Genomic DNA, 23,448 nt, shown 5'->3' with positions numbered 1-23,448 from the left:
TTGATAGGGGTGGAGGGGGGGTGTTAGTCCGCATGCATTACAAAAGGTTGATCAAAATAGGCGTCTGCCACTATTAAAACATACAGATATGGAAACAACATTAACAACCAACTGGATACTGGCCTGCTATGTAGATGATGTGCCGGACAACGGCGGATCGTGCATTAAGCATGGCGACGAGCAAATTGCCATATTTAACTTTAGCCGCCGCGGCGAATGGTATGCCACCCAAAATCTCTGTCCGCATAAACAGCAGATGGCGCTTTCGCGTGGGATGATAGGTAGTGCCGGCGAAAGCTGCGAGCCCAAAGTGGCTTGTCCTTTTCATAAAAAAACATTTTCACTACTTACCGGCGAGTGCCTTGGCGAAGATGATATGGTTATTAAAACTTACCCGGTAAAGGTAGAAGACGGTAAGGTTTTTATAGGCGTAGCTTAATTAAAGGTCGGTATCCTGTGTTAATGCAAAAAGCTTATCTATATTGGTAATGCTTATTTTTTTACCGTTGGCAATAATGGTAGCTTCCTGTATCATCTCATTGACTACTCTAAAAACGGTTTCGTAGGTAGCGCCTGCGTAGGAGGCCAGATCCTGCCGGGTGAGTTCTATATCTATGTGTCCCTGCTCATTTGTCCCAAATTGCTCTTTAAGTGATATCAATGCCTGGGCTACCCGCCCTTTTACCGACATATGCGCCAGATTGCGCATTTTGCGCTCCGCCTCTTTTAATTCCTCGGCAAAAAACAGCATTAGGTCATAGGTAAAGCCAGGGTTTACTTTCAGGGTGGCCTCAAAAAATTCCATATCCACGTAACATATCAGGCTTTCCTCCAAAGCCGTAGCCGATATTGGGTAATTAGCGGCTTGCTTGCCTAAAACCCTGTGCCCAAAAATAGCGCCTTTGTTGGCAAAGCGAATGATGAGTTCTTTATCGGCCCCCCACTTCTTATGCACTTTTACATTGCCTTGGTAAACAAAATAGATCCCGGTAACCGGGTCGCCCTCGCTGAAAATTACCTGCCCTTTTTTAGCAACAAAGTTTTTTTTGTTGGCGGCAACTGCTGGCAGCCACTCTTTTATGCAGCTCCTGCACAAAAAGCAAGACTGATTATCGCATTGGGTGTTTTTTTTCATTTATGGTTTTTTGTGCTTTTTGTTGGCTAAATTATGACAAAAAGAATGGTTATTCGCTGTTTTTCGTGTAAAATATCTGTTAAACATAACTTAAATCATGAATTTTCACATTAAAATGTCTTTTATAGTGCCTTTAAAATTATCAAAACTATATTTTGAGCAATTTTTTACGGTATAAATTTAGATTTTTATTAAAAAATGACTTATTGTATGATTTTAATCATAAAAATTGATTTTAAAACGATAAAAATTGCATTTAATCATTAATTATGATATATTTATAATAATGAAACACTCTAAAACAACAATAGTCCCCTGCCTATGATGAAAATAAAAAAACAATAAAAAAAACCCTGCCGGGAGGTCGCATTCCCAGACAGAGTTAAACAGTTTTTAATCGCTTTAACAAATAAAAAACCAAACCAAATGTATAAAAATGTACGTTATAAAATCATAATATTTGCCGTATTTTTAATTTTCGGCTGTTTTCAAATCACCACAGTAAAGGCTCAGTTTAGCCTGGTTGGGCAATTGCGCGTTCGCGCCGAAGACCGTAACGGTTACGGTAATCTGGTGCCAAACGGCGCAAAAAATGCCGACTTTATTTCTCAGCGCACCCGTTTGAATTTTGGCTACAAATGGGATCTGCTAACCTTTGGCGTTAGCGTGCAGGACATACGGGTGTGGGGGGCGGATGCTTCTACTATATCACTCGCAGATGGAAATCGCTTTATGCTGCACGAAGGCTGGGCAGAACTAACCCTTGCCAACAAAGCCGATACCAATGTAAGGTTTAAGCTATTGGATATGCTTACCTTAAAAATAGGTCGGCAGGAACTGATCTACGATGATTCGCGCCTTATTGGTAACCTTGACTGGCTACAGCAGGCGCGCCAACACGATATGGTCTTATTAAAGGCTATGCACCACGGCTGGCAGGTAGATCTCGGCGCTGCATATAACCAAAACACCGATGCCGCCGGTATAACCAACAGCAATTACCTGCCGGGTAATTTGCCTGCTTATATTAAAAACAGCGCAGGTACGCTTGTACCGCTGCCGGCAGGCCTGTTGCCGTTAGCGGCTGGTGGCAGCGCAGCAAATAATAGCTCAAAAGCGGGCACCCCCGTATTTACAAATCCCGCAGGTACCAATGGTGCAACGCAAAACTATAAGTCGTTCACCAGCTTATATATCAGCAAAAAAATTGACCAAACCAAGCTATCGATACTGCTCTTCAATGATAATTTTGGTAAATACCGGCTCGATTCGGTAGGGACAGCCGCCACAGGCTATGTGTATGGTCGTCGGTTTGTTCCAAACGGCATAGCCGACACCTATGATTATGGTATAAACAGACGCTATACTTATGGCTTAATGCTTAGTCCTACTATTGGCAATGCATCGGGCTTTGGTAAGATAGCTATACAGGCCGCTTACTACCGTCAATCCGGCAAGGATAGAGATGAGAAGAAGATGGGTGCCTACCATTATACTATAGCGGCCACCTATCAAAAAGGCTTGTTTAGCATCACCCCGGGTTACGATGTGGTGTCGGGTAGCTCAACATCAGATATTGCCGCAGGTAAAAACAACTCCTTCGACCCATTATACGGTACGCCGCATAAGTTTTGGGGCTATATGGATTATTTTTATGCAGGTACCGGATCGCCTAAAGGCGGGTTAAATAACCCTTACCTTAAATTCAAATACACGGCCAATACCTTTGCTTTAGGGCTCGATCTGCATTCGTTTTCGCTTAATAAGGATATGAAAAAAGCCGACGGAACAGTTATTGGCAAGAACCTGGGTAAAGAAGGCGACCTGCTTTTTAGCTATACCGCCAATAAGTTTACCAATATAGAATTTGGTTACTCGCTGATGAAAGGTACCGATAGCATGCCCTTTGCCAAAGCACAGGCTGTAAACGACGCTACTGCGGCCACCTTTAATAAAACAGCTACCTGGGCTTATGTAATGATAAAATTCACGCCCGACTTTTTTTACGCCAAGCCGGTTGCAATCAGACAATAATTTAAAACAATATAAACTACCCCTAAAATGAATATATACATACAAAAATATTGCAAGCCCGTATTATTATGGAGTTTGTGCCTGTTGATACTGGTAAGCGGCGCTGCTGCCAGGCCACCCAAAAGGGTTGTTAAACTGGGTTTTATTCCCTTAACAGATTGCGCTCCGTTGGTTATTGCAAAAGAGATGGGCTTTTTTGCAAAGTACGGGGTTGACGTACAGCTGTCAAAAGAAGCATCGTGGGCAGTTATCCGCGATAAAATTTTAAATGGCGAGCTGGATGGTGCGCATTGCCTGTTCTCTATGCCGTTTTCGGTTTATACAGGTATAGGTGGCAAGGCCGGTTCTGAAATGAAGATAGCCATGATACTAAATAACAACGGGCAGGCCATTACCCTGTCTAAAGATTTTTGCGGGCTGGTTGGCTTCAGAGACCTTAAGAACGTAGCGGCGGCCATCAAATCTGTAAAGGCGCACAAGGATGTAACCTTTGCCATGACGTTTCCGGGTGGAACGCACGATATATGGCTGCGTAACTGGCTGGCTGCTTGCGGTGTAAATTCAAAATCGGTAGGTATTATTACTATACCGCCGCCGCAGATGGTTGCCAACATGCGGGTTGATAACATGGAAGGTTTTAGCGTTGGCGAACCCTGGAATGGCGTTGCTGCTACTCAGGGTATCGGCTTCACGCAGATCTCCAGCCAGGACATCTGGAAAAACCACCCTGAAAAAGCGCTGGTAGTTAATAAAGCCTTCGCCGAAACCGACAAGGAAGACCTTAAAAATGTAATGAAAGCCCTTATTGAAGCCTGCAGATGGCTTGATGTGATGAGCAACCGCAAAAAAGCTGCCTTACTGCTAAGTAAGCCAAACTATGTAAATGCACCGGTGCAGGTAATTGAGGCCCGGTTAATGGGTACTACCGAAATTGGCTGCGATTTGGGCGTGCAAAAGTATAAAGACGACTACATGACGTTTTACAACAATGGTGTGGTAAATACGCCAAAGTTATCATACGGTATATGGTTTATGGCACAGTACGTGCGCTTTGGCATGCTTAGCACGGCGCCCGATTACAACACAATAGCGCAGAAATTAATTATGGACGATTTGTTCGCCGAAGTTGCAAAAAGCATGAATGTACCCATACAGGAGGATATGAGGCCCTTTAAAACCAACCTGGAAACTATCGTCTTCGATCCGAAAAACCCTGCGCCATACATAGCAGGTTCAAAGAAATAGTTAGTAGTTAATTGAAGTGGATTTTTGCCGGGTGCTGTTTATCCCGGCAAAATTTGCTAAAACACTTAAAATGATATGAAGAATTTATTTTCGATAAAAACCGCGGTGTCGGTAGGGTATTTTGTGGCGGGAATGATAATTATGGGCGGTATTTGGGCCCTGATAGCCAAACTTACCAAAAATGAGATACCTACTCCGCTGGCTACCTGGGCGGTATTTAAAGAGGTAATACAGCAACCTTTTCAAAACGATGCCGACCAGAAGGGGATCATGACCAAGTTACTAAGCTCGCTCGCCAGGGTGGGTATTGGTTTTGGCTTAGGCAGCCTGTTTGCCATTCCTATGGGGCTTATGATGGGCAGCAGCAAAATAGCCATGCGCATTATTAACCCTATGGTGCAAATTTTAAAGCCTGTTTCGCCACTGGCCTGGTTTCCGTTGGGGCTGGCCATTTTTCAGGATTCGCCAAAGGCCAGCATCTTCATGATTTTTATATGCTGTATATGGCCAACCTTAATTAACGCCGCTTTTGGAGCATCCAGCATTCCGCAGGATCATAAAAACGTGAGCAAGGCCTTTGGATTTTCTGCCTGGAGCTACCTCAGCAAAATATTACTACCCTTTAGTTTGCCGCATATCATCACCGGGCTTAGGCTATCTATTGGTATTGCCTGGATGGTTATTGTTGCCGGCGAAATGTTATCCGGCGGAATAGGGCTGGGCAATTTTGTTTGGGAAGAAGGCTTTAACGGCGGCAGCGTAGCCAAAATTTTGGTGGCGATAATTATCATAGGCATAGTAGGCTCACTACTGGATATGTGTTTTACCTGGCTACAGAAGAAATTCTCATACGCGGCTTAAAAATTTAAGATCATTATTAAAGTGTAATTTATGAGTAATACATCAACAATATCACTATCAGACGAAGGCGTTTCGGTAGTTGATGAAGATCTTTTGGATCAGGACGCTAAACCGGTAAGCATCCAGGTAAGTAATGTAACCGTAAGCTTTAAAACGCCTAAAGGATTATACACTGCCGTAAAGGAGATCGATCTGACGGTAATGAAAGGCGAAATAGTGGCATTGATAGGCCACTCGGGCTGTGGTAAATCAACCCTGATGAGCACCATAAGCGGCATGGTAAAACCTACCAGTGGCGAGGTGTTTGCTAATGGCAAAAAAGTAACCTCACCGGGCCCCGACAGAGGGATAGTTTTTCAAAACTATTCGTTGCTGCCATGRCTTACGGTTTACAAGAACATTTATGTTGCCGTTGATTCGGCCCTGAAAGATAAAACAGCTGCCGAAAAAACAGCACTGGTTGAAACCAACCTTAAAATGGTTAACTTATGGGAGCATAAAGATAAATTACCGGGCCAATTATCGGGCGGTATGAAACAGCGGGTGGCCATAGCGCGCGCTTTTTCCATCAACCCCAAAATACTATTGCTTGATGAGCCCTTTGGCGCGCTCGATGCTTTAACAAAAAGTAGCATGCACATCGAATTGTTGAAGCTTTGGGTGATGGACAACAGGCAAAAAACCATCATCATGGTAACGCACGATATTGAAGAGGCCATATTTTTATCAGACAGGGTAGTGGTTATGAATAACGGCCCGGCGGCTACCATTAAAGAAATTGTTGATATACCGCTTAGCCGCCCCCGCAATAAAAAGGACATTGTTCACGACCCCGCATACATTAAAATACACGATAAACTATTGAATCTGTTGATAGATAAGTTCTCTATTGCTGATATATAACAGGCGCATTTAACATAAAAAATCAAATAGCTCAATCATGAATCAAACAGGAAAACAACTTACCAAACTCAACATATTTTCGCTTAAAGGCGTGCAAATGCGCACGTTCCATACTACCTGGCTTATGTTTTTTGTGTGCTTTTTTGGCTGGTTCGGCCTGGCACCATTAATGCCAACCATTCGCGCCGAACTGCATTTAACAAAAGGCCAGGTAGGTAATACTATTATCGCATCGGTAGCCGCTACCATTATCGCCCGCCTTATTATAGGTAAGCTTTGCGATACCTGGGGGCCGCGCAAAACAGCCGTACGGTTACTGCTTGTTGGCTGCCTGCCGGTGTTTTTAGTTGGCTTAGCGCATGATTATACCTCCTTCCTGTTGTTCAGACTGGCTATTGGTGTTATCGGCGCATCGTTTGTGATTACCCAGTTCCACACTTCTATGATGTTTGCGCCCAATATAAAAGGCACAGCAAACGCGGTAACCGGCGGCTGGGGTAACCTGGGCGGCGGCGTAACCAATATGGTGATGCCTTTAATTTTTGCTGCTATCGTAGGTTTTGGCTATACCAAGGCTGAGGCATGGCGCTACGCGATGATTGTACCTGGTGCTATGATGCTGCTTATTGCTTTAGTGTACTGGAAATATACCAAGGATACGCCTGATGGCAATTACGACGAGGTTGGCTATACTAAAGCAAACTCTGCAAAAACCGATTGGTCGGTATTAGCCGATTGGCGCATCTGGGCGCTTACCCTTGCTTACGCCATGTGCTTTGGTATGGAGATCACCTTTGATAACGTAGCCTCGTTGCACTTTGTAGATACATTTAAACTTTCGCAAAGCTCGGCTGGTTTCTGGGCCGGTATCTTCGGTTTCATGAACATTTTTGCCCGTGCACTTGGCGGTATCGTATCAGATAAAGTAGGCGGCAAATTTGGTATGCGTGGCAAGGGCTTGTTATTAGCCGGCGTGCTGCTGCTGGAAGGTGCGGGGCTGGTACTGTTCGCGCATTCGGGTTCGTTGGTGATGGCTATTGTTACCATGCTTACGTTCGCGCTGTTCCTCAAAATGTCTAACGGAGCCACTTATGGAATTGTGCCTTTTGTAAACGCTAAAAACGTAGGGCTTGTAAGCGGTATTGTGGGTGCAGGCGGTAACCTGGGCGGCATGATGTTCGGCTTTTTATTCAAGTCGGAATCTATTACCTACGTGCAGGCATTTACTTATATCGGCTACGCGGTTATTGCGGTATCGGTAATTGTGCTCATCACCCGATTTCAAAAACAACCATCTGCCAAAAAAGCCGAAGAGCCTGCTTTAGAGGCAAGCATCGCATAAAGAAAGTACTTATGAGGCTTTTTGCTTTTAGCTTTCTGCCTTCAGCTCAAAATAACAATGGTCAAAACAAAACTATCCGCTCATACACAAAAAAGTACCTGCTGCTATTGCGGGGTGGGTTGTGGCGTTGTTATCAATAAACAAAAAAACGGCAGTATTACGCTGGAAGGCGATAAAGCCCACCCTGTAAATAAGGGGATGCTTTGTAGCAAAGGGCTAAACCTGCACTACACTGTTAATGATAAAACCGATAGGCTGCTGTACCCGCAAATGCGCTACAGCAAAAGCATGCCCATGCAAAGGGTAAGCTGGGACGATGCCTTGACGCGCACAGCAGCCGTTTTTAAAACCTTCATCCAAAAATACGGGCCCGACTCGGTGGCCTTTTATGCCTCGGGGCAATGCCTTACCGAGGAATACTACGTAGTGAACAAGCTGATGAAGGGCTTCATCGGCAGTAATAATATCGATACCAATTCGCGCCTGTGTATGAGCAGCGCGGTGGTGGGATACAAAATAGCTTTAGGCGAAGATAGCGTACCTGTTTGCTATGATGATATAGAACTGGCCGATTGCTTTTATGTAACCGGCGCCAACCCGGCCTGGTGCCATCCAATTTTGTGGCGAAGAGTGGAAGCGCATAAGGCCGCTAATCCCGATGTAAAGATCATCGTGGTAGACCCCCGCGTTACTGATACCTGCGGTATCGCAGACCTGCACCTACAGCTAAACCCCGGTACCGACATAACACTTAACCATGCCATTGGCCGTGTGCTGATAGAAAACGGAGATATCGACCTTGATTTTATCACCAACCATGCCGATGGTTTTGAACAGTACAGTCGGCTGGTGTTTGAACGCAGCGTGGCTGATGCGGCACAGATCTGTGGCGTAGCCGAAAACGACATTCGCCTTGCCGCCCAATACATCGGGCAGGCCAAAGGCTTTATCTCCATGTGGACGATGGGGCTTAACCAGAGCGCCATAGGGGTAAACAAAAATTTAAGCCTTATAAACCTCAATTTAATAACCGGGCACATTGGTAAGCCGGGCTCGGGCCCGCTATCATTAACCGGGCAGCCAAATGCAATGGGCGGGCGCGAAGTTGGCGGCTTAGCCAACTTGTTGCCTGCTCATCGCAACCTGGCCAACCCGCTGCACCGGGCCGAGGTACAAAAGTTTTGGGGCGGAACAGAAATTGCCGCCAAGCCCGGTCTCACCGCTACCGAAATGTTCGAGGCACTGAACGATGGCCGCCTGAAAGCCATCTGGATAATGTGTACCAACCCGCTCACCAGTTTGCCCAACGTACGTTTGGCCGAAGAGGCCCTTAAAAAAGCAAAGTTTGTGGTAGTGCAGGAGGTAAGCAATAAGCCCGAAACATTGGCCTACGCCGATGTGATACTCCCTGCCGCTGCCTGGGCCGAAAAGGAAGGCACCATGACCAATTCGGAAAGGCGCATTAGTTACCTGGAGAAGATTCTGGATGCCCCGGGCGAGGCCCTGCCCGATAGCGAGATCATTTGCCGCTTTGCGCAAAAGATGGGGTATAAAGGTTTCGATTTTAAAAACGCCGCCGAAATTTATGCCGAACATGCCAAACTCACCGCTAAAACTACGATTGATATTAGTGGCTTGAGTTATGAAATATTAAAACGCGAAGGCACTGTTCAATGGCCGTATAAATCGAAGAAAAACAAAGGAACACCACGATTATTTACCGATAAACAATTTTATACCGAAAGCAAAAAGGCCCTCATCAGCGCCGTACCCGATGCGCTGAACAGCGAATTGCCTGACAGCACATACCCCTTTATCCTAACCACCGGCCGTATCCGCGACCATTGGCACACCATGAGCAAAACGGGGAAGGTTAATAAACTGAACCAGCATATTAAGCAGGCGTTTTTAGAGATCCACCCGCAGGATGCCGCACAACTGGGCATCAAAGAAGGGGATGTAACGGTTATTACATCCCGCCGCGGCGAGGTGCAAGTGAAGGCGAAACTATCCGCAGAAATAAAACAAGGCGTAGTGTTTATGCCGATGCATTGGGGAAAAATATTGGGTAACGACCTTAACCGCGTAAATAACTTAACCAACGATGCGTTAGACCCAATCTCCAAAGAGCCTGATTTTAAATATTGCGCGGTAAGCGTTCAAAAATACAAAAAGCCGTTCCAGCGCATTGTGGTGGTTGGTGCCGGTGCTGGGGCCTATGGCTTCGTAAAATCGTACCGGGAATTGAATAAGGACGATGAGATCACCATTTTTAGTAAAGAAGATTTCCCCTTCTACAACCGCGTAATGCTGCCCGACTACATCAGCGGCGAGCAACGCTGGGAGCAGCTGGTTAAAATGACCGATGAGGAAGAACCCGGCTACAACATCCGCTTGCTGCGCGGCGTAAGCGTAGAAAAGATAGACCGCGTTAACAAGTTTGTTATTGACAGCCGGGGTGTAAAAACTCATTATGATGTGCTGTTGCTTGCAACCGGCAGCCGGGCATCTATCCCTAAAAATGTACCATCCTTGCCCGGTATATTCAGTATGCGTAGCCGTAACGATGCCGATAACTTTAAAAAGCACGTACCAAAAGGTGGGCATGTGGTTATAGTTGGCGGTGGTTTATTGGGGCTGGAAATGGCGGCTTCGCTCCGCGAGATAGGCATTACTATTACTATTATCCAGCGGACATCCCGTTTTTTAAACCGGCAGCTGGATGAGTTAGGTAGCCGCCTGCTGCACGAGGAAATGGCCGACCAGGGCTGCGATATTTTTTATGATGACGAAGTGCAGCTGTTCTTCGGCCGCTCCAAACTAACCGGTATAGGTTTACGGAGCGGGCGGAAAATAAACTGCGATGCCATGATACTGGCCATTGGTACCACGCCTAACCTGGAGATAGCCAAAGACTGTGGACTGGATTGTAAACGCGGCGTTTTGGTGAACGAACGCCTGCTCACCAGCGACCCATCGATCTATGCTATTGGCGAGATAGCTGAATTTAATGGCACCCTGTATGGTATTACCGCCGCTGCCGAGCAGCAGGCAGAAGTGGTTGCTGCTTATATGAACGGCGATATCGCCAGCTATTACAAGGGCAGCCTGTTTATGAATATTATCAAAATCCACGGGTTCGATCTGTGCAGCATTGGCCTTTCTGATTGCCCTGATGATAAGGACTACGAGGAAGTTGTATTTATTGATAAGGCCAAACGCTACTACAAAAAGTGCATCATACATCAGGATAAGTTGGTAGGTACAATTTTGATAGGCGATAAGAGCGAGTTTTTAGAGTTTAAGGAACTCATTGCCAACAAGACCGAACTCAGCGATAAACGGCTTAAGCTGCTTCGCAGCGGCAAAACTGCCGAGCCGGTTTTGGGTAAACTGGTATGCAGTTGTAATAATGTGGGCGCGGGCAATATCCGCAACAAAATTGACGCGGGCTGCGATAACCTCGCCAGCCTTTGCACAGCAACCGGAGCCGGCATGGGCTGCGGCAGTTGCAAGCCCGAAGTAAAACGGTTACTGGAAGAAATGCAAACGGTAAATGCGGTATGATGCAAAGCAACAGTAAAAAGCAGATTAAAATAAACCTCCCGGGTGGTGTAGTGGCCGCCGGCGATCTTTATGAGATTTTAGTATTGGCGCAAAATGCCGGTGTCGAACACATGCGTTTTGGTAATCGCCAGCAATTGTATTTTGAGGTAGATAGCCAGGAACTGGACGCTTTGGATTTAGTGCTGTTGAACGCCGGTATTGATTATGAAGCAGATGCCGCGCAATACCCCAACATAGTAAGCTCCTATATTGCCGATGGTATTTTTAACCAGGAGAACTGGCTGAAGGAAGGTGTTTATAAGGATATTTTCGATCTGTTTGATTATATGCCCTTGCTGAAAATAAACCTGGTTGATAGCAGCCAAACCTTCGCGCCCTTTTTTACAGGGAACCTTAATTTTATATCCTCATCTGTAAGTAACTATTGGTACCTGCAAATAAGATACCCCAAAACTAATATCCTGTACAGCTGGCCATCTTTAATTTATTCGGACGATATCCCTGCTACAGCTAAAGCGGCAGAGGAAGTGATATTCAGCAATAAGCAGCTGTTTTACGATCAGCCGGAAATTGATTCAAACCTATTCCATCAAATGGTATCGGCGGGTAGCGATTTTGTAATCCAGCAGATAAATCAGCCTTTAAAACTGCCCGATTTTCAGCTGCCATACTACGAAGGTTTTAACAAACAGGGCAATAAATATTGGCTGGGCATATACCGCCGCGATGAGCTTTTTGCCGTTGAACTGTTAAAAGATATTTGTAAGCTTTGCATGCAAACTCGTATAGGGCAGCTCTACATCAGTCCCTGGAAATCTTTACTGATAAAAAATATAGAGCCTGCCGACCGCCCTTTGTGGGGCAATATCCTCAATAAATACCGGGTAAACATCCGTCATGCTTCTAATGAGCTTAATTGGCAGGTGGAGGACTTGTGCAGCCAGTGCCTGCAGCTTAAGCAGCAACTGGTTCGCGAATTTGAGGAAGCCGACCTGCGCACCTATCGACTTAGTTTTGTGGTTAAGCGGTCGCCAAAATCGGGGCTGTACGGTTCTGTTATCATACGCGAACGCGCTAACGGCTTGTTCGAAATAGCTCATACCCTCGATTTTAACCCCAACACGAAAGAAGTGGTGATTTACCAGGAGGGCACTTTAAGAGAAAATTTAAGTAAACATCTAATAGCGCTTTGTGATAAGTTTTATGCCGGGCAAATTGAAGTTTCGCAACCAAAAGAGGCTATTGCTAAAGTGGAAGCGACAACTAAGGAAAAGCAAGTGTATCAATGTGGTTGTTGTTTAACCATCTACGATGAAGCTTATGGGGATGAACTGAATGGTGCATCGCCGGGCACGTCTTTCGCAAGTTTGGTTGATTTTGTGTGTCCTGTTTGTGAAGCCGGAAAAGATGAGTTTAGTGCGGTTTCCACAGCCGTAGCCTAAGTGCACATGATATCGCCTGTAGAAGTACAAGAAAACCTTATAAATAATTTATCTGCAAGGTTTTAAGAGCTATATGGAGCCGGAGGGTCTCACGTCGTAATTGTATTTATCTTATAAACTCCAACATCGTAACGCTTGCGCTGAAATTCAAATAGCTAATACGGAGTGATTTTATAAGCAAACTTATTGTTTGCTACATGTATTTTAGTAATTAAACCTAATTCAACAAGCTTTTTAAGGCGGCCATAAAATGAACTCATGCTCATTTTATGGCCTTGTTTACTTGCTTCCAGCCACAAAAATTCGGCATCCTTTGGTTCGGAAAACGTGGTCATAAATGCCACAATAACTTCATTAGTTTTAATATGTTCTAATTGCCTGGCAGTTGGCCGCGATTTGGATGCCCGGTATATTTGTATTTGTTTATCCATTATGCTTGTAGGCGTTTTGTTTGCCGCCGTTGATCATGTCTGATGTTATGCCGGCCCCATCTTTGCGTTCGGCAAGTAATACGCCCGCAATGTGCACCAGTATAAAAGCGATGATGAGATACATACAAAACCCATGCACCTCTTTAACAGAGTGCCTTATTGATTTGTAAGCGGCAAGCGCGTCCTCAAAAGCCAGGAACAAACCCGTTACTACCATTATAATTAGCAACAGGTAAAATAGGGCGTAAATAGATTTAACAGCAAGCTCGTGCCTTGCCTCTTCCCGCTCTTTTTTAATCGTATTGAAATGATGATAAGCGCTTTTTATTCGCCGGATAAATTTTTGATCAGCTAATTGAAAAAACTCCAATATCAGCCTGAATGCTAATAAAGCCGCCAAAGCATAACCAAAATAAATATGTATCCCCCATACGCTATCGCTTAAAGCATGCGCGGCAGGCCTTACTTGTTCGTCGCTTAACACCGTGCCGGCCTTTCCCAATTCGCTCTTTATCAACGTACCGGTAGCCCTGTCATCAGTAATTGTGGAGTTGATGAGTACTGTTATTAACGAGCCACTGATAGCGATTAGGTTAACCCAATGCCAAAGGCGTAATGACGAAGAGTATCTTTTAAATTTCGACGGGTGCTTTACATCACGCCGGGTGGGTTCAATAATGGCCATGTGGTATATTTATCTGTGTTAAAAATATGCGACAAATCTGAAGACAAACTGGATTAACGCTCCAACGAATATATTTTTGGCCGCAGCAGTATGCTAAATACAAATTGTATTCAGATTATTTGTTTAACTAGCGGCGTGGCAGGTCAACTATGTTTTGAATCCTGAATTTTACTACTGGCTTATTAATGTATAGATAATGGAAACGCAAACAGAAAAACATTTTATAACGCGGAGCGGCTGGCTTCGGGCGGCCGTTTTAGGCGCTAATGACGGCATCCTTTCAACAACCAGCCTTGCAATTGGCATAGCTGCGGCGAGCCAAACCCGTAACCCTGTTGTTCTTGCGGCAATTGCCGGCGTAGTGGCCGGTGCGTTATCAATGGCCGCGGGAGAATACGTGTCCGTCAGCTCTCAATCAGACGTAGAAACATCCGATTTGGCGCGCGAGAAATTGGAACTATCTGATAAGCCCGAATCTGAACTGACGGAACTGGCAGATATATATGAGAAAAGAGGCCTGACGCCCGACCTTGCCAGGCAAGTTGCCACTCAATTGACGGCACACGATGCATTAGGAGCTCATGCCAGGGATGAATTAGGTATAAATGAGATTACACAAGCCAGGCCGCTCACCGCAGCCTTGGCATCGGCATTGGCGTTTACAGTAGGCGGCGCGTTGCCGGTGCTGGTGTCTTTTTTTGCGCCCGTTAAGGAAATGATTTTTTACCAATACGGCTTCTCTATTATATTTTTAGCTTTTTCGGGCGCTGTAGCCGCTAAAGCGGGTGGTTCGGGCATGCTTAAATCAATTATCCGCATTTGTATTTGGGGCACTTTTGCAATGGGGATGTCGGCCCTGGTGGGCCATTTGTTTGGCGTAAAAACGCAATAATATCCTTCCGTGTCTAAATTTTTGAAATACAGGCAACGATGGCTATGTAAGGCATCTGCTTAGCCGCTTTCATGAATTTTATTTAGTCTTTTGGTGAAAAAAATAGACGTTCAGTTGTTTGATTTGAAGGCTTTAATGGGTCAACAGCAAATCCTTTACCGCCGTCATTATCGAATGTCAATATAAATAGGTGTCTAACGGAAGTTCGCGAGAAAGCCGGTTTAATGAGATACAGCAGATAAAGAATTACCACTACCCGTTTACAAATAGCTTCCTAAACATCAGAGGGTTCTTATTATATAGCTTTCTAAACTGCCGGTTAAAATTGGAAAGATTATTAAATCCACTTTCTAAACCAATATCCGTCACGCTTTTATCTGTCTCTATCAATAATTTCGAGGCGTGGTTTAACCTCACCTCGTTTACAAAGCTCGTAAATGACTTTCTCGTACGCTGGCTAAAGTAGCGGGAAAAGGAATTTTCTGCCATATTAGCCAGATCGGCAGCTTCCGATAGCAAGATCTCTCTGTTAAAATTTTTAATAACGAAATCTATTATTCTGTTCATTCTAATCGTTTCGTTCTGATTTTTCCCTGTGATCACACCCGTGCACACGTAAGACAGATCTTTGCTTTCCGAAAGGGTATTTAAAATATCCAGCAACAGCAGCCAACGGTTAAGCCCTCGCGCATCAATCAGCGTATGTAATTTTTTACTGATAAGTGTATTGGTTTTACCGGTTATTGACAGCCCCCTAAAAGACCTGGCCAGTAAGGAGTTTATCTTTTGAGCTTCAGGCAACAAAAAAAAGCTTTCGCTAAACGAGTCTTCTTTAAAATGGACCACGATGGACTTAGCCTTGAGCACTGACCGTTCCTCGAAATATTGCGGATCGTTTTTATACGTATGCGGTAAATAAGGGCCTATTAAAGCGAGATCTCCCGGCTTAAAATCGCTAACCTGATCGCCTATAAATCGCTTGCCCGTACTTTCGGTCACCAAAACCAATTCATACTCGGGGTGAAAATGCCAGGGAGTCGGATAATAGTTGTAGTCAAAAAATCGGGTCACAAACGATTCGCCGGAATTTCTAGGAAGATATTCCAATACAGGTTTCATCCTCAATAATACAGTTTTATTAAGGGTTATTACGAAAATGTTAGAAAAGTATCGGTTTTAACCATTTGAAACGTAGCAGAGATTTTTATGTCAGGCTAACTTAGATGTCATCAAACCAATTATATGTCAGGCATAAAATTAACTTCAGAACAGGTTGCTTTGTACCACGAACAAGGTTATGTGGTGGTAAAGAACTTCTGTACCACAAACGAGATCGACAAGCTTTACCAAACAGCTTTAAACGACAACGCGATGCGAAACAACGCATTGGATCTGAATGACCAAAGCGGAAAAAAAACAAAACTATCGCTTTGGTTTACACCCGGCAATGATGTTTTTGGTTACTTAACCCGAAGTGAAAAGATGGTAAATGCCGTACAGAAACTACTGGGCAATAAAGCTAAGGTATGTCACTTTCACTCTAAACTGATGCAAAAAGAACCCAAGGTTGGCGGTGCCTGGGAATGGCACCAGGACTACGGGTACTGGTACAAAAATCAATTTATGTTTCCCGACGAACTGATTAGCGTGATGGTGGCGCTATCGCCCGCCAATAAAGAAAATGGTTGCCTGCAGGTCATCAAAAATTCCCATAAGATGGGCAGGATCAATCATGGGTTTTCGGGTGAACAGGTTGGTGCTGATATGCAGATGGTAAATAATGCGCTAAAAACAATGGAACTGGTACACTCAGAGCTGGATCCTGGTGATGCGTTGTTTTTTCATAGCAATCTCCTTCACCGTTCAGAAGCTAACCTGTCTGACCATCCACGCTGGTCTATCATATCCTGCTACAGTCTGCAGTCTAACCTTGCTTATAATGAAACGTCGACCTCATGGCACACGCCGGTTGACATAGTACCCGATGATGCCATATTGCAATGGGAGCCCGAATCGCTTTCTAAAGCGGATTTTCTCAAAAAAGAAAACGACCCGGCACTTAAAGAAACCGGCTGGGAGCAGGAGGTTAATAAATAAGCCATGAAAAATTTAGATCGAAGAGACATCTCTGATATTAAACTCGGGCCGGATTTGAATTGGCTGGCGAGAGGCGGAATAAATCCTGTTGAATTTATTGACACTTATGGCAAACAAATAGTTTATATGCGCGATCAAACCACCGATGGGAAATGGACAGAAACAGTAGGGGCAGGAAATATTGACTTTGAGGCAATAGCCAATGCCTTAAAAAACCAAAACTACAATGGCAGGGCAGCCGTTGAACTGGCCTTTGATGCGCCTCCTGTAAACCCAATTAAAGACGATTGGAAGAATAGCGTACAATATGTGCGTAACACCTTTGGGTGGGCATAACGTGATTTTAAAAAACTTAACCAATAACCAAACCATATGAGAATAGCCATTTTGGGTTCAGGCTTTATAGCGCGTTTTTATGCCGAATCCCTGATAAACCAGCGCCGTAAAGACGTTGTAACCCTAATTTACTCGCGCAGTAACGAACGCGCCGAAACACTTGCTACTGAATATAAGGTTCCAAATTTTAGTGATAACCTCGATGAGGCGGTGAGCCACACAGAGGTGGACGTAGTGATTATTGCACTGTCAAACGATTTGCACCTTGCCGCCGTAGCCGCCTGTGCTAAAGCGCGCAAACCTGTGTTATGTACCAAGCCGCTCGGCCGTACCGCCGCCGAAGCAAAACAAATGCTGGATCTGGTAACCGAAGCAGGCATCATGGGCGGTTATCTGGAAGACCTTTGTTACTCGCCCAAATTTTTGAAATCCTTGCAAAGCATAAAAGCCGGGAGCCTTGGCCGAATACTATGGGCAAAATCGCGCGAAGCACACCCCGGGCCGCATAGCAACTGGTTTTGGAATAAGGAGCAATCGGGTGGCGGCGCTATAGTTGACCTGGGATGCCACTGCATAGAAATAGCCCGCAACTACATCGGTAAAAATATAAAACCTGTTGAGGTGATGTGCTGGGCAGCTACGCAGGTACATCCCATTGAAGCTGAGGATAATGCGATAGGGCTTGTTAAGTATGCTAACGGCGCTATCGGGCAGTTCGAAGTAAGCTGGTGTTTTAGGGGCGGTATGGACCTGCGGGACGAAGTGCAGGGAACAGAAGGTACGCTTTGGATCAATAATTTTTTGCGAACCGGGTTTGAAATGTTCAGCACCGGGAAAAGCGGAGGATATGTGGCCGAAAAGGCGGAAAGCAATTCGGGATGGCTGTTCCCGGTTGGTGATGAAGTGCATGAGCTGGGTTACACCAATATGTTTACCGATATGTTTGAAGCCATTGAAAATAACCGCGAACCGCGGGAGAACTTTTACGATGGTTACATAGTAAATGCAGTAATAGATGCCGCTTATGCCTCTGCAGAATCCGGCCGATGGGAAAAAGTACGATTAGAGGAGTGGCGCGGCGAAGAGGACGGCGGAACAACTTCTGCCTTCAATAGCTACGACGAGGAACACTATTTGATTAAAGAAGAAATATTACCTTCCGGTGCAACCATTACCATCCTAAAAAATAAAATAACCGGCGAGTTGAGCCGCCAAAGTATCTCTCCCGCAACCAGTCAACAGTAATATGGCAAAGTCAAATTCATCACCATATCTGGAAAAAGCCGGATTTAAGAATATTATCGAGAGTGATAGTAAACAGGCACCGGGTTTGGGCATACATGAAATGGGCACTGCCCGTATGGGTAACGATCCGAAAAGTTCCGTTTTGAACGCGCATAACCAGGTTTTGGGGCGCCTTAAATGTATTTGTTACCTATGGTGCCTGCATGACCTCCGGTGTATGTCAGAATCCGTCGCTCACTTACATGGCCATTACGGCAAGGGCAGCTGATTATGCGGTCAGCGAACTTAAAAAGGGCAATTTATAAGGTTGGCTTAACTAAAATAAACCATGCAAATAAAATTTTTTTGCCCGCGATGGGGCTCAAATACACCTTGGGACCAGTTTTGTAAATCGGTAAAAAATGCCGGGTTTGATGGTGTCGAATCGCCGGTATCCTGGGATACGGAAGAAGCGAATGAAATGATTGCAGCTCTTGAAAATCATGAACTGTTATTTATAGGGCAATATTACCAGTCTTTCGAACAGGATTTCAGCCTTCATAAAGTAAACTATAAAAAACATTTACAATATCTGGCATCATTAAAACCAGTATTAATAGACGCGCAAACCGGTAAAGACTATTTTACTGCCGCGCAGAACCGGGAACTCTTTGAATTAGCCGGATCAATACGCGAAGAAACAGGCATTACCATTGCTCATGAAACGCATCGTAACAAAGCCCTGTTTGCTGCACACACAACAAAAGAATTATTGGTCGAAAATCCGGATGTAGTGATTACAGCCGATTTTTCGCACTGGTGCAACGTATCAGAAAGTCTGCTCGAGCAACAGCAGGAAGCAATGGCGATTGCCATCAGTCGCGCAATCCACATCCACGCGAGGGTGGGGCACAGTCAATCTGCCCAGGTCTCTGATCCGCGCGCCGATGAATGGAAAGCAGAGGTAGCGGCCCATTTAAACTGGTGGGATGCAATTTTAAACCATCAAAAAAATGCGGGGGCAACTTTACTAACCATTACGCCCGAGTTTGGGCCGGCCCCTTACATGCCGGCCTTACCCTTTACAAAAATGCCGGTAGCCAACCAGTGGGATATTAATTTGCATATGATGCTGCTGCTAAAAGAACGTTATCAGCAATATAATTCCCGGTAGCATGGCAGCCTCCCCCTTTTTATTATTAACCACGTTGCTGAGCGTGGCTTGCAAAAAGCTTTCAGCAATGGTTAGTGACCAACCGGCGACTTGTTACGCACTTCTGATCAACGGTGAATTGACGCCGGGAAATAGCCTGATCAGCATCCTGATCCGTCTGCAAACGCACCGTGTGCCAGTACTACGTTTTTAATAGGTGTTTCAATGTACAAAGGGGCATTTTTTCTTTTGTCCTGCAATTGGCTGTCACACCTTGTCGGGGGTTTTAACCCCACCTTTGGCCAGCATCAGGGCAAAAAGTTATAGCTGACAAACTGTTTTATGGTGCTAAATTGCCCCACTTCTGTAACAAGCTTTATTTCACTGTAAGTTCAGGCATGGCCCGTACCATGGCATCGGCAACTCGTTTGCGTCAGATGTAGGTTATTTATTTTCCGCTGATCAAATAAAGGAATCCTCACTTTTACCTCGTTAATTACTAATTTATCTTACTTTTATGCTACAGTAGTGTACCGGTTTGCTAAAGGGCCAGGTTCCCGATTTCGAAGATCTCAACTGAATTTTTAATGCGTGTAAAACTTTGTATTGTCGTTTCGGTGTTGTTTTTTGCTTACTCGAACAGTTTTGCGCAAAACAGCCAGTACCAGTTTTCGCAGCTCAATATAAGCAACGGGTTATCTCACAACCAGGTTAATTGTATATTAAAAGATTCCAAAGGCTTTATGTGGTTCGGCACGGCTTCGGGCCTTAACCGGTATGACGGTTATACTTTTAAAGTATTTAAGCACGATGTAAATAACAAAAGCTCCATTAATGATGATTACATAAAAAATATTTGCGAAGGGCCCGACAAAAAATTATGGATAAGAACGCGGGCCGGATATTCCTTTTATGACCCCGAAACGGAGCAGTTTAACAATGATGTATTGCCGATAATCTATTCTTTCAAACTTCCGAGGTACACGTTCGTTTCCAAAATACTTAACAACGGGAAAGGCGATTTCTGGTTTTTGTGCCCTGATTCAGGCCTTTACAGATATAATGAACTGAAAAAAACTGCCACGCGTTATTATCATCACCATAGTTCCAACCCATCATTATATTCAAGTTCTGTTACAGATATGGTGCAGGATGCAAGCGGCAATTTATGGCTTGCCTATGATGACGGGGTAGTAGAGTTATTTGACGTAAAACGCAATGCCATTACGTACCACACAGATATTTTTAAAAAAGCGGCTAATAATAGGGGCAAGAACTATTCGATAACTATTGACAAGGATGGCGACCTTTGGGTGTTTAACCCGAACGTAGACTCCCGTGCGTATTATTACAGTCCCCGGACAGGGCAGTTCCGGCAAATTTCAAAAGAATCGGCAGAAACACCGCTTACGTCGAACATCATCACTAATATCGTTCAGGCTGACGACGGCCTTATCTGGATATCTACAGATCATGGCGGGATAAATGTATTGGACAAGAAAAGCCTCAAAATTACTTATTTACTAAATAGGGAAGATGATGCAAAATCGTTGGGACAGAACATTGTATGGCTTTACAAAGACAACAAAGGCATTATGTGGGCCCGTACACTTAGAGAAGGGATAAGTTATTATCATAAAAATATTATCAGGTTCCCGTTATACAGGCACTTTGCCTCAGATACCCGGAGTCTTAGTTTTGAAGATGTTAATCAATTTGCTGAGGATAAAAAAGGTAATTTATGGATTGGGGCCAATGGGGGCGGTTTAAGTTATTTTGACCGCAAAACCGGCAAGTTTACGCAGTATAAACACGACCCGGGAAACCCGAACAGCCTCAGTAGTGATAATATCGTAAGTTTATGTATCGACCACGATCAGCAGCTATGGATAGGTACCTATTTTGGAGGGCTGGACCATTTCGACGGTAAAAAATTTATTCACTATAAGCATAATGACAAGATGCCTACGAGCATTGCCGATGACCGGGTGTGGAATATCCTGGAAGATTCGTCGAATCGGTTATGGATAGGCACTTTTGATGCGGGTTTGCAAATATTTGACAGGGATAAAAAAATATTTTCGCCTCCCTTTAAAAAAGCGGATATCAGGTCACCTTATGTATCCGCACTCTTTGAGGATACCAAAGGAAATCTCTGGGTAGGAGGGTATTATGGCATAGATAAAATATTAAAAAATGGACGTGGCGTTATACATTATAATAAAAAGGGCAACGACCCTAACAGTTTGATCAGTGATGACGTCATTAGTATTACGCAGGATAGCCGCGGCCAGATGTGGATAGCGACAAGGGACGGACTGAGCATATTGAACCCGGAAACCAACCGTTTTATCTCGCTGACGAAAAAGGACGGGTTGCCCGACAACCAGGTTTTGAATGTATTGGAAGATAGCAGGGGGGCCATGTGGGTAAGTACATCAAACGGCCTGGAGCGCATAACGTTGGCACCAGGCAACGGCACCTATAAGTTTCAGTTTGAAAGCTTTGATGAAACAGACGGCCTGCAGGGCAGGGAGTTCACTGTAAATGCAGCTTTAAAAACCAATAAAGGGGAATTGATATTTGGTGGCTCGCACGGCTTCAATATTTTCGACCCACTGGGTATACATCCTAATATAGATGAGCCTAAATTAATTTTCACCGATTTCCAGCTATTTAGCAAGAGCATAGCAGCCAATGAAGAAGTTGACGGCCATGTTGTATTAACTAAAGCAATTTCGGCCACACAGGAGATAACGCTTAAGCACAGCGAAAATGTGTTTACCATTGAATTTGCCGCGTTAAATTTCTTTAACCCCAATAAAATAACGCACCAGTATATGATGGAGGGTTTTGATAAAGGGTGGCTTACTGCAGACAATGCTACCCGGAAAGCTACCTATACCAACCTTGACGGAGGCGATTACACTTTTAAGGTACGGGCTATTAGCCAGGAGGGAAAATGGAAACCCAGCTATATAAAATTAAAGATTAAGGTATTGCCTCCGTTCTGGAAATCTACTTTAGCTTATGTTGTTTACCTGTTGCTGATAACCGGCACCCTCTTTTTTGTACGCCGGCGCGGAATGCAAAAAATAAGAAGACAATTCATAGCAGAGAAAGAAAAATTCATAGCAGAGAAAGAAAAGCAGGAAGCAAAGTTGATAATTGAACAGGAGCGGCAGGAGATTAAGCGAATGCAGGATCTGGATCAACTGAAAACTAAATTTTTGACCAACGTAAGCCACGAGTTCCGAACGCCGATTTCGCTGATCATGGCGCCGGTCGAAAAAATGCTTAACCGCGCTGATCAGGAACAGAAACAACAACTGGGCATGATAGGAAAAAACGCCAGGCGATTGTTGAACCTTGTAAACCAATTGCTTGATTTTAGGAAGATGGAAATTCAGGAGTTGAAACTACATAGCAAGCCTGGGGATATTGTGAAGTTCATCAACGAGATATATCTTTCCTTTACTGATATCGCTGAACAAAAAAAGATCAATTTTATTTTTGATACCTCGATCGATTCGCTGTTTACCAATTTTGACCATGATAAGATAGAAAGGATATTATTTAACCTGTTATCAAATGCCTTTAAATTTACGCTGCCAGGTGGCCAGGTAAGCGTCTTGCTTAATGTAGATAGCGAAACCAGCGATGCCCCGCTTGAAATTAGGGTGATCGATACCGGTATTGGTATTCCGCATGAAAAACAAGGTAAAATTTTCGAACGTTTTTTTCAGCACGATATTCCGGAGTCGATGATCAACCAGGGCAGTGGCATCGGCCTGGCAATTACGCATGAGTTTGTAAAGATGCACGGAGGTGAAATAACTGTAGAGAGTGAACCCGATCGCGGCAGTTGTTTTATCATTAAACTACCGTTTGTTATCTATAACCGTGGGGATATCGACCCGCCATCGGACGATGATATTGATAACGACAGCGTAAACGAAATTATCCATAATGAAGGTGAAACTATCGTCACACAGCTGCGGTCAAATAAAAAGCCGGTGGTTCTTTTGGTTGAGGATAATGATGACTTTCGTTTTTATCTGAAAGACAATTTAAAGGATATATATAAATTAGTCGAGGCTG

The 23,448-nt window shown here is 44.4% G+C and carries 18 protein-coding genes and 1 pseudogene; 15 read left to right on the top strand and 4 right to left on the bottom strand.

Translation table 11 applies throughout. The annotated features are described in order from the left end of the window. Positions 1-88: 88 nt before the first annotated feature. Entirely contained in the window at positions 89-439 is a 351-nt protein-coding gene (nirD, locus tag AC1DYT_RS26020; protein WP_477461369.1) for a nitrite reductase small subunit NirD, read from the top strand. Here the strand turns inward: nirD and AC1DYT_RS26015 are convergent, their stop codons facing one another. After that, positions 440-1,135 carry a Crp/Fnr family transcriptional regulator gene (locus AC1DYT_RS26015; RefSeq protein ID WP_477472407.1) on the bottom strand — a complete coding sequence of 232 codons (696 nt, stop codon included), beginning with the start codon at positions 1,133-1,135 and terminating at the stop codon, positions 440-442. A gap of 426 nt (positions 1,136-1,561) precedes the next feature. Here AC1DYT_RS26015 and AC1DYT_RS26010 point away from each other — a divergent pair, with 426 nt between their 5' ends. The 7 genes from AC1DYT_RS26010 (at position 1,562) to AC1DYT_RS25980 (ending at position 12,529) form a co-directional block, all read left to right on the top strand. Continuing rightward, positions 1,562-3,169 carry an alginate export family protein gene (locus tag AC1DYT_RS26010; protein WP_477472406.1) on the top strand — a complete coding sequence of 536 codons (1,608 nt, stop codon included), beginning with the start codon at positions 1,562-1,564 and terminating at the stop codon, positions 3,167-3,169. A 27-nt stretch (positions 3,170-3,196) separates the two neighbouring features. Continuing rightward, a complete protein-coding gene (locus tag AC1DYT_RS26005) occupies positions 3,197-4,414 on the top strand; it encodes a CmpA/NrtA family ABC transporter substrate-binding protein (RefSeq protein WP_477472405.1) in 1,218 nt (405 codons plus the stop codon). Positions 4,415-4,489: 75 nt separating this feature from the next. Next, positions 4,490-5,275 carry an ABC transporter permease gene (locus tag AC1DYT_RS26000; RefSeq protein WP_477472404.1) on the top strand — a complete coding sequence of 262 codons (786 nt, stop codon included), beginning with the start codon at positions 4,490-4,492 and terminating at the stop codon, positions 5,273-5,275. A 30-nt stretch (positions 5,276-5,305) separates the two neighbouring features. Further along, positions 5,306-6,178: an ABC transporter ATP-binding protein gene (locus AC1DYT_RS25995; protein ID WP_477472403.1), complete on the top strand. Its 873-nt coding sequence runs from the start codon at positions 5,306-5,308 to the stop codon at positions 6,176-6,178. 37 nt (positions 6,179-6,215) lie between these two features. Beyond that, on the top strand, positions 6,216-7,520 hold the full coding sequence (locus AC1DYT_RS25990; RefSeq protein WP_477472402.1) for an MFS transporter: 1,305 nt from the start codon (positions 6,216-6,218) through the stop codon (positions 7,518-7,520). 57 nt (positions 7,521-7,577) lie between these two features. Beyond that, the gene (locus AC1DYT_RS25985; protein ID WP_477472401.1) at positions 7,578-11,087 is read left to right on the top strand and encodes a molybdopterin-dependent oxidoreductase; all 3,510 of its coding nucleotides are present in this window, start codon (positions 7,578-7,580) and stop codon (positions 11,085-11,087) included. Beyond that, on the top strand, positions 11,084-12,529 hold the full coding sequence (locus tag AC1DYT_RS25980) for a rubredoxin (RefSeq protein ID WP_477472400.1): 1,446 nt from the start codon (positions 11,084-11,086) through the stop codon (positions 12,527-12,529). The genes AC1DYT_RS25985 and AC1DYT_RS25980 overlap by 4 nt, the downstream gene beginning before the upstream one ends. Before the next feature lie 155 nt (positions 12,530-12,684). On the opposite strand, the gene AC1DYT_RS25975 is transcribed toward AC1DYT_RS25980, so the two are convergent. Together AC1DYT_RS25975 and AC1DYT_RS25970 are read right to left on the bottom strand one after the other, a co-directional pair. Further along, positions 12,685-12,960, bottom strand: a complete 276-nt coding sequence (locus tag AC1DYT_RS25975; protein WP_477472399.1) for a hypothetical protein — start codon at positions 12,958-12,960, stop codon at positions 12,685-12,687. Continuing rightward, complete coding sequence (locus AC1DYT_RS25970; protein WP_477472398.1) at positions 12,953-13,645, bottom strand: cytochrome b/b6 domain-containing protein; 693 nt, start codon at positions 13,643-13,645, stop codon at positions 12,953-12,955. Before AC1DYT_RS25970 ends, AC1DYT_RS25975 begins: the two co-directional genes overlap by 8 nt. Before the next feature lie 196 nt (positions 13,646-13,841). Between AC1DYT_RS25970 and AC1DYT_RS25965 the strand changes: the two genes are divergently transcribed. Beyond that, on the top strand, positions 13,842-14,537 hold the full coding sequence (locus tag AC1DYT_RS25965; protein ID WP_477472397.1) for a VIT1/CCC1 transporter family protein: 696 nt from the start codon (positions 13,842-13,844) through the stop codon (positions 14,535-14,537). A 252-nt stretch (positions 14,538-14,789) separates the two neighbouring features. Here AC1DYT_RS25965 and AC1DYT_RS25960 read toward each other — a convergent pair whose 3' ends face one another. Beyond that, complete coding sequence (locus tag AC1DYT_RS25960) at positions 14,790-15,656, bottom strand: AraC family transcriptional regulator (RefSeq protein ID WP_477472396.1); 867 nt, start codon at positions 15,654-15,656, stop codon at positions 14,790-14,792. A gap of 123 nt (positions 15,657-15,779) precedes the next feature. Here AC1DYT_RS25960 and AC1DYT_RS25955 point away from each other — a divergent pair, with 123 nt between their 5' ends. From AC1DYT_RS25955 to AC1DYT_RS25930, 6 genes and pseudogenes are all read left to right on the top strand, one after another. Then, on the top strand, positions 15,780-16,634 hold the full coding sequence (locus AC1DYT_RS25955; RefSeq protein ID WP_477472395.1) for a phytanoyl-CoA dioxygenase family protein: 855 nt from the start codon (positions 15,780-15,782) through the stop codon (positions 16,632-16,634). Between the two features lie 3 nt (positions 16,635-16,637). Then, complete coding sequence (locus AC1DYT_RS25950) at positions 16,638-16,970, top strand: sugar phosphate isomerase/epimerase family protein (protein ID WP_477472394.1); 333 nt, start codon at positions 16,638-16,640, stop codon at positions 16,968-16,970. A 36-nt stretch (positions 16,971-17,006) separates the two neighbouring features. Next, entirely contained in the window at positions 17,007-18,215 is a 1,209-nt protein-coding gene (locus AC1DYT_RS25945) for a Gfo/Idh/MocA family protein (protein ID WP_477472393.1), read from the top strand. A 34-nt stretch (positions 18,216-18,249) separates the two neighbouring features. Continuing rightward, positions 18,250-18,520, top strand: a pseudogene (locus AC1DYT_RS25940) (GMC oxidoreductase); the annotation flags it as partial. 23 nt (positions 18,521-18,543) lie between these two features. After that, positions 18,544-19,368: a sugar phosphate isomerase/epimerase family protein gene (locus AC1DYT_RS25935; RefSeq protein ID WP_477472392.1), complete on the top strand. Its 825-nt coding sequence runs from the start codon at positions 18,544-18,546 to the stop codon at positions 19,366-19,368. 566 nt (positions 19,369-19,934) lie between these two features. Continuing rightward, a partial coding sequence (locus tag AC1DYT_RS25930; RefSeq protein ID WP_477472391.1) for a ligand-binding sensor domain-containing protein occupies positions 19,935-23,448 on the top strand: 3,514 nt, incomplete at its 3' end.

The sequence above is a fragment of the Mucilaginibacter sp. P1_D10 genome (assembly GCF_056406215.1).
Note: the sequence above shows the minus strand (reverse complement) of the source record. Positions and strands in the feature narration are given on the sequence as shown.

Excerpts from the sequence above, each read along its gene's own strand:
- AC1DYT_RS25965 (WP_477472397.1), top strand. The coding sequence starts at position 13,842 with ATGGAAACGCAAACAGAAAAACATTTTATAACGCGGAGCGGCTGGCTT.
- AC1DYT_RS25970 (WP_477472398.1), bottom strand. The coding sequence starts at position 13,645 with ATGGCCATTATTGAACCCACCCGGCGTGATGTAAAGCACCCGTCGAAA.
- AC1DYT_RS25935 (WP_477472392.1), top strand. The coding sequence starts at position 18,544 with ATGCAAATAAAATTTTTTTGCCCGCGATGGGGCTCAAATACACCTTGG.
- AC1DYT_RS25945 (WP_477472393.1), top strand. The coding sequence starts at position 17,007 with ATGAGAATAGCCATTTTGGGTTCAGGCTTTATAGCGCGTTTTTATGCC.
- AC1DYT_RS25960 (WP_477472396.1), bottom strand. The coding sequence starts at position 15,656 with ATGAAACCTGTATTGGAATATCTTCCTAGAAATTCCGGCGAATCGTTT.
- AC1DYT_RS25990 (WP_477472402.1), top strand. The coding sequence starts at position 6,216 with ATGAATCAAACAGGAAAACAACTTACCAAACTCAACATATTTTCGCTT.
- AC1DYT_RS25975 (WP_477472399.1), bottom strand. The coding sequence starts at position 12,960 with ATGGATAAACAAATACAAATATACCGGGCATCCAAATCGCGGCCAACT.
- AC1DYT_RS25985 (WP_477472401.1), top strand. The coding sequence starts at position 7,578 with ATGGTCAAAACAAAACTATCCGCTCATACACAAAAAAGTACCTGCTGC.
- AC1DYT_RS25955 (WP_477472395.1), top strand. The coding sequence starts at position 15,780 with ATGTCAGGCATAAAATTAACTTCAGAACAGGTTGCTTTGTACCACGAA.
- AC1DYT_RS26015 (WP_477472407.1), bottom strand. The coding sequence starts at position 1,135 with ATGAAAAAAAACACCCAATGCGATAATCAGTCTTGCTTTTTGTGCAGG.
- AC1DYT_RS25980 (WP_477472400.1), top strand. The coding sequence starts at position 11,084 with ATGATGCAAAGCAACAGTAAAAAGCAGATTAAAATAAACCTCCCGGGT.
- nirD (WP_477461369.1), top strand. The coding sequence starts at position 89 with ATGGAAACAACATTAACAACCAACTGGATACTGGCCTGCTATGTAGAT.
- AC1DYT_RS26010 (WP_477472406.1), top strand. The coding sequence starts at position 1,562 with ATGTATAAAAATGTACGTTATAAAATCATAATATTTGCCGTATTTTTA.
- AC1DYT_RS25950 (WP_477472394.1), top strand. The coding sequence starts at position 16,638 with ATGAAAAATTTAGATCGAAGAGACATCTCTGATATTAAACTCGGGCCG.
- AC1DYT_RS26005 (WP_477472405.1), top strand. The coding sequence starts at position 3,197 with ATGAATATATACATACAAAAATATTGCAAGCCCGTATTATTATGGAGT.
- AC1DYT_RS26000 (WP_477472404.1), top strand. The coding sequence starts at position 4,490 with ATGAAGAATTTATTTTCGATAAAAACCGCGGTGTCGGTAGGGTATTTT.